The 5,606-nt window shown below is 62.3% G+C and carries 7 protein-coding genes; all 7 read right to left on the bottom strand.

Translation table 11 applies throughout. The features are described 5' to 3' along the window. Nucleotides 1–70 precede the first annotated feature (70 nt). A complete protein-coding gene (locus WLY71_RS29430) occupies nucleotides 71–1,564 on the bottom strand; it encodes a cytochrome D1 domain-containing protein (RefSeq protein WP_347806371.1) in 1,494 nt (497 codons plus the stop codon). Next, entirely contained in the window at nucleotides 1,561–2,400 is an 840-nt protein-coding gene (gene cobA / locus WLY71_RS29435; protein WP_283184251.1) for a uroporphyrinogen-III C-methyltransferase, read from the bottom strand. Before cobA ends, WLY71_RS29430 begins: the two co-directional genes overlap by 4 nt. Nucleotides 2,401–2,470: 70 nt before the next feature. Further along, entirely contained in the window at nucleotides 2,471–3,649 is a 1,179-nt protein-coding gene (gene nirJ / locus WLY71_RS29440) for a heme d1 biosynthesis radical SAM protein NirJ (RefSeq protein ID WP_347806372.1), read from the bottom strand. A gap of 205 nt (nucleotides 3,650–3,854) precedes the next feature. Continuing rightward, nucleotides 3,855–4,370 (bottom strand): siroheme decarboxylase subunit beta, encoded by a 516-nt coding sequence (ahbB, locus tag WLY71_RS29445; RefSeq protein ID WP_347806373.1) that lies wholly within the window; start codon nucleotides 4,368–4,370, stop codon nucleotides 3,855–3,857. Then, complete coding sequence (locus WLY71_RS29450) at nucleotides 4,345–4,788, bottom strand: Lrp/AsnC family transcriptional regulator (RefSeq protein ID WP_347806374.1); 444 nt, start codon at nucleotides 4,786–4,788, stop codon at nucleotides 4,345–4,347. The genes ahbB (WLY71_RS29445) and WLY71_RS29450 overlap by 26 nt, the downstream gene beginning before the upstream one ends. Then, entirely contained in the window at nucleotides 4,781–5,296 is a 516-nt protein-coding gene (gene ahbB / locus WLY71_RS29455) for a siroheme decarboxylase subunit beta (protein ID WP_347806375.1), read from the bottom strand. Before ahbB (WLY71_RS29455) ends, WLY71_RS29450 begins: the two co-directional genes overlap by 8 nt. Next, the coding region (locus tag WLY71_RS29460) for an Lrp/AsnC family transcriptional regulator (protein WP_347806376.1) at nucleotides 5,293–5,606 on the bottom strand (314 nt) is incomplete at its 5' end. The genes ahbB (WLY71_RS29455) and WLY71_RS29460, both read right to left, overlap by 4 nt.

Here is a 5,606-nt window from a genome sequence, read left to right on the forward strand (position 1 = left end):
TTTGCGACTGCTGCGCAGCCGAACGCAGCCTTCGGCAGCTGCTACAGGGATGTGCGTGAGGGCAGGAGACTTAGTGCGAAGTCCCCTCGGCAAACTCAATCTTGTTCCCCACGTTGTACTTGCCCGAAGGCTTGTTCATCGGAATGCGTTTGATCTCCTTGAGGGTGTTGCTGTCGTAGACGATCAGCGCACCGTCGGTGGCCCAGATGCTCAGCAGCAAGTAGCGGCCGTCACGGGTGAACTCAACGTGAGCGGCGGTTTTTCCGGGCATTGGGCGCAGCGTGTGGGCGATTCCCAGGGTCTGTTTGTCGATCAGGTGGATCGCATCGTTGTCGGGCCCGAAGAACACGTCGCTCCAGGCATACCGTGAATTGACGTGACTGCGCATGAAGAAACCCGGCCCCAGGGTCGGGATTTCCTTGATCAGTTTCCAGGTCTTGAAGTCGATGACCGAGATCAGCCCCTTGCTGATATTCGGCGTGGCGAACACCCACTCACCGTCGCGTTTCCAATAGGTCCCCGAGCCCAAGTGGGGCATACCCGGCAGCGGGATGTCGGTGACCACCTGGCCGCTGTCGAGGTCGATCACCTGACCGCCCTGGGCCTTGCGCGACGTGGCCAGCAGTTGTTTGTAGTCCGGTGAAAAGGAGAAGTCGTCGAGAACATCCCCGGCAGGAATCCGCCGTGGTTTGAAATTCGGTGTGCCAGCCCAGGACAGTTCCCAGACTTCCTTCACGTCCTTGAGCGCCACGATGAAACTGTCCCGCGGCGGGGCGGAGTAGACCGCGCTGACCCGTGACGCGGTACCGTCCTGACCGATCGTGGGAATGGTTTTGACCAGCGACAGATCGCGTGCATCGAGCACTACAAGATTGCCGGGCAAATAGTTACCCACCAGCACCCAGCGTCCATCCTTGCTGACCGCCAGGTTGCGGGTGTTGAGACCGGCGCGGACCTCGGCGATCAGTTTCAGGTTGTGCAAGTCATACAGGCTGATCCAGCCGTCACGGGAGGCGAAGTAGACGAAGCGTCCGTCCGGCGAGAACTTCGGCCCGCCATGCACGGCGAAGTGCGAAGCAAACCGCGCCAGCACCTCAAAGCGGTCACCGTCGAGGATGTCGATGTGATGGTCGCCGGCTTCCACCACCACGAACAGGTTCAGCGGGTCGGCGCCATGCTGGGCCGTGGTGGGCAATTTGCTGAGGTCCGCGAGCATCGAGTGACTGCCGAGAATGTCGTCATTGCTCCAGGTGGGCGGGGTGGCGGGTGGTTGCTGAAGGTAGTCCACCAGCGCGTCGATCTGCGCGGGGCTGAACACGTTGGCATAGCCGGCCATCTGGCTCGCGGGGCGGCCGTTCTGGATCACGCTGCGAATTTCATCGGGTTTGATCCGGCTGAGACTCTCCGGCAACAACGCCGGCCCTGCACCGCCGAGACGGTTAATGCCATGACAACTCTGGCAATGCTGCTGATAGTTTTCCGCCGCTTGTTCAAGTGCCGGAACCGCTGCGCCGGCCTGGGCCGCACTGATCCATAACAGGTGGGCAAGGATCATGCGCCTCATATCGCCACCTTGGCGTGGCGTTGCAGTGCTTGCGCCGGGTAAAGCCGCGCCGGGTATTCCAGTTGTTCTGCGCCAAACAGATCGACCACGGTGCCGATCACCGTCAGTGTCGGAATGCCCGGTGGACAATCCAGCGCCAGGGTTGGCAATTGGTGCAGCTTGCCACGGGCGACGTGCTGGTCGGGACGCGTGCCGTTGCTGATCAGCGCCGCCGGTGTATCGGCCGAGAGCCCGGCTTCGATCAAGCGCTGAGCGATGATCCCCAGGTTCGACAAGCCCATGTAAAACACCAACGTCTGGCTACTGTCGGCAAGGCTGCTCCAGGGCAGTGACAACTCGCCATCGCGTTGCAAATGGCCGGTGATGAACCGGCAGGAATTGACCAGGTCGCGGTGGGTCAACGGTATGCCCGCGTAGGCGCTGCAGCCGGACGCGGCGGTAATGCCCGGTACTACCTGGCAGTCGATGCCGCGTTGCAGCAGGTACTCCAGCTCCTCGGCACCACGACCAAAAATGAACGGGTCGCCGCCCTTGAGCCGGACCACGCGCTGCCCTTGATCGGCGAGGTCAGCCAGCAGTTCGTTGATCTGTTCCTGGGGCAGGCTGTGGCAGCCGCTGGCCTTGCCGACGTAATGGCGGGCGCAGGTCAGGGGAATCAAGGTCAGCAGTTCGGGGCTGATCAGCCGGTCGTACACCACGGCGTCGGCCTGCATCAACAGGCTCCAGGCGCGCAGGGTCAGTAGGCGTGGATCGCCGGGGCCGGCGCCGACCAGGGCAACTTCGCCCGGTCGGAACGGGGACTCAAGTGTGGCCGGTATAGCAATCGATGGAGGCATGGGACGTCCTTGGTGCTTCATCAGGTTGGCCGGCCCCAGCCTTTGTCAGGTGGTTGGCCGGACGGGCTATTCAGTGGGTGATGCAAGGGATGGTGGGTAATGGCGGCACACCGATTTCGTCATCGCTGAGGTGGCAGCCGGGGTCCTGACCCCACAAATCACCCTCGGCCCAAGCACGCGTGCGGGTGTTGCCGTTGCAGATGGGCAACCAGCGGCATTCAGCACAACGACCGCCGACGACCCGGGGATGCTCGCGCAGGCGCAACAGCAGGGCATCCGGCTGATCCAGCCACAACGTGCGGAACGATGTGCGCCGGACATTGCCCACCGAGTGCTGCCACCAGTAGGTGTCCGGGTGCACTTCGCCGGTGTTGTCGATGTTGGCAATGCCGCTGCCCGAGGCGTTGCCGCCCCAGGCGCGGAGCATGAGTTCCAGGCGTAGGTAATGCTCGGGAAGACGCAGGCCTGCCCATTGCAACAGGAGAATGGCGTCGGCATCGTTGTTGCCACTGACAAAATCGCTGTCGCGTCCCTGTTGGATGTCTTCCCAGGCCCGCTCAAAGATCAACGTCATGGCCTCGCGGCTCATCTGCTGGTGCGCGTCGAGTTTGCGACTGCGTTTACCGCGACCGCTGTAGTTGAGGTGCGACAGATAAAACTTTTGCACGTCGTGCTCGCGCATCAGCGCCAGTAACTGAGGCAATTGCGGATGGTTCTCCTGGGTCAGGGTGGTGCGCAGCCCGACGCGAATGCCTTGTTCGCGACAGAGCCGGATCGCCTCCATGGAACGGGCGAAGCTGCCCTTGAGTTGGCGGAAGGCGTCATGGGTGGCTTCCAGACCATCGATGCTGATCCCGACGTAGTCGAAGTTCGCCGCGCTGATCTGCGCGATGTTCTGCTCATCGATCAGCGTGCCGTTGGTGGACAAGGCCACAAAGAAACCCTTGGTCCGGGCGTAGGCACTGAGCACAAACAAATCCTCGCGCAACAGCGGTTCGCCACCGGAAAGAATCAACACCTTGACGCCGGCATCGTGCAGGTCGTCGATCACGGTCAGCGCGGCGGCCGTATCCAGTTCGTCGCGAAAGACACTGTCGGCCGAGGTGGCGTAGCAGTGTTTGCAGGTCAGGTTGCAGCGCCTGAGCAGGTTCCAGATCACCACCGGCGCCCGATTACTGCCCGGTGGACTGGTTCTTGGCGCAGGGGCCTGGCCGGCCAGTGCACGCAGGTATTGGCTGATCCTCAACATGCCACTCTCCTTGAGTCAGGGTGTGTTCAGCGCGAAGCAATAGGCAAACGCAAGCCTGATGCCCGTAGCAGCTGTCGAGCTTGCGAGGCTGCGTTCGGCTGCGAAGCAGTCGTGAAATCAGGCGATACGGTGTTTCAGATAAACCTCGCACACAGGTTTTACGACTGCTTCGCAGCCGAACGCAGCCTCGCAAGCTCGACAGCTGCTACAAGGTAGGCGTTGAACTGACCGGAATTAAACGCAAGCCGGTTTTTTTCAGGATGCGGCTGCTCACCAGCATCTCGTTGGCCCCACAGGCGTCGCCCAGCAAGTAGCGCAGGTGCTCGCGGTAGCTGTTGATTTCATCGCTGCTGCGGCCATGAACCATGGCGAACAGGTTGTAGCGCCAGTCGACACGGCGTGGACGGCGATAGCAGTGGCTGACGAAGGATTGCGCGCCGATCAGCGCACCGAGGCGCGGCATGTCGGTGTCGCGAACATCCCAGACCGTCATGCCGTTGTGGCGATAGCCCAGTCGGTAGTGATTGGGCACGGCGGCGATCCGCCGAATCGCGCCCTCGGCTTGCAAGCGCTTGAGCAGATCCAGGGTGGCTTCGATGTTCAGCCCCAGCTGTTCGGCGAGCCACGCCCACGGGTCGTCCAGCAGCGGCAGACCGGCCTGGGTCAACACGATCAGGCGCTGGACGAGGGTGTCTTCAGGCCGGGAAATACAGACCGACATGGTAGGTCTCCTCTTTGGGCAGGTTGAGCAGCGGCAATCCGGTCAGGGTTTCGATGTGGTGCAGGGTCTCGGTCAGGTCAAGTTCAGTTGCGCAGGCGAGCACGAACCACATGTTCCAGGCGTGTTCGCGTCGGTAGTTGTGCGCCACTTCCGGCAGGCCATGCAGTTGCTCGGCGACGTCTTCAAAACGTTCTTCCGGCACCGCCAGCGCGGCGAGGGTGAAGGCGCCGCCCAGCCGTTCAATGTCGAACATCGGGCCGAAGCGTGTGAGCACGCCGTCATCGAGCAGGGCATGCAGTCGTTCGAGCAGTTCAGTGCTGCTGCTCTCCAGTTCGGCAGCCAATACCCGCCAGGGGTGGCGCACCAGCGGCAGGCCCAGTTGCAAGCGGTTGATCAGCCGGCGGTCGAGGTCATCCATGGGTCGGTGCTCCTGTGCGCGAGGGCGCAAAGCGTCCGCCGCACTGCTTGAAGACCTGGGTGCTGAACAGCAATTGATGGGGCAGGTCGCTCAGCAGATGCTCTTCCAGCAACGCCTGAATCTGCGCCTCCACCTGCTCACGTTGACGCCCGTGCACCATGCAAAACAGGTTGTACCGCCACTGCGGCAAGCGCCGGGGCCGCTGATAGCAAAGGTTAATGCCGGGCGCTCGCCCCAGGCGCTGGCCGACTTCGTCGATCAGCGCATCGGGAATATCCAGCACCAGCATGGCGTTGGCGGTAAAGCCCAGCGCGCGATGGTGCAGCACCAGGCCAACGCGACGAAACAGCCCTTGCTCGCTCCACTGACGCATTTGTTCAAGCACCCGGGTTTCGTCAGTGTTTATCCGTTCGGCGAGTTCCTGATAGGGGCGCGCTACCAGCGGCAACCCGCCTTCGAGGTGCCGGCGTAGCGCCAGCGCTTGTTTGGCGCTCAATCCAGATGTCATGAGTTTTCTCCCAGGGCAAAGCCCAGGTCGATGCGGTAGGCGGTCAACATCGGCAGGTCCAGCGGCATGAGGCCGGTGTCGTTCTCCAGTTCCTTGAGCACACGGTCGATGTGTTGGCGATCAGGGGCGGTCAGCACAAACCACAGGTTATAGAAATGCTCCCGTGCGTAGTTGTGATTGACCTCCGGGTACTGACTGACGCGATCGGCCACCTGTTGCAGGCAATCGGCGGGCACGGCGAGGGCGGCGAGGGTGCTGGCCCCGGCGCGGCTGTGTTCGAACACCGGGCCAATGCGGGAGAGGGTGCCGG

Origin of the sequence: Pseudomonas rossensis (assembly GCF_039888995.1) — a bacterium.
In the GTDB taxonomy this organism is placed as follows: Bacteria; Pseudomonadota; Gammaproteobacteria; order Pseudomonadales; family Pseudomonadaceae; genus Aquipseudomonas; species Aquipseudomonas rossensis.

Bases quoted from the DNA above. Each gene is read 5' to 3' on its own strand.
- cobA (WP_283184251.1), bottom strand. From the start codon at position 2,400: ATGCCTCCATCGATTGCTATACCGGCCACACTTGAGTCCCCGTTCCGA.
- WLY71_RS29430 (WP_347806371.1), bottom strand. From the start codon at position 1,564: ATGAGGCGCATGATCCTTGCCCACCTGTTATGGATCAGTGCGGCCCAG.
- WLY71_RS29450 (WP_347806374.1), bottom strand. From the start codon at position 4,788: ATGGATGACCTCGACCGCCGGCTGATCAACCGCTTGCAACTGGGCCTG.
- nirJ (WP_347806372.1), bottom strand. From the start codon at position 3,649: ATGTTGAGGATCAGCCAATACCTGCGTGCACTGGCCGGCCAGGCCCCT.
- ahbB (WP_347806373.1), bottom strand. From the start codon at position 4,370: ATGTCGGTCTGTATTTCCCGGCCTGAAGACACCCTCGTCCAGCGCCTG.
- ahbB (WP_347806375.1), bottom strand. From the start codon at position 5,296: ATGACATCTGGATTGAGCGCCAAACAAGCGCTGGCGCTACGCCGGCAC.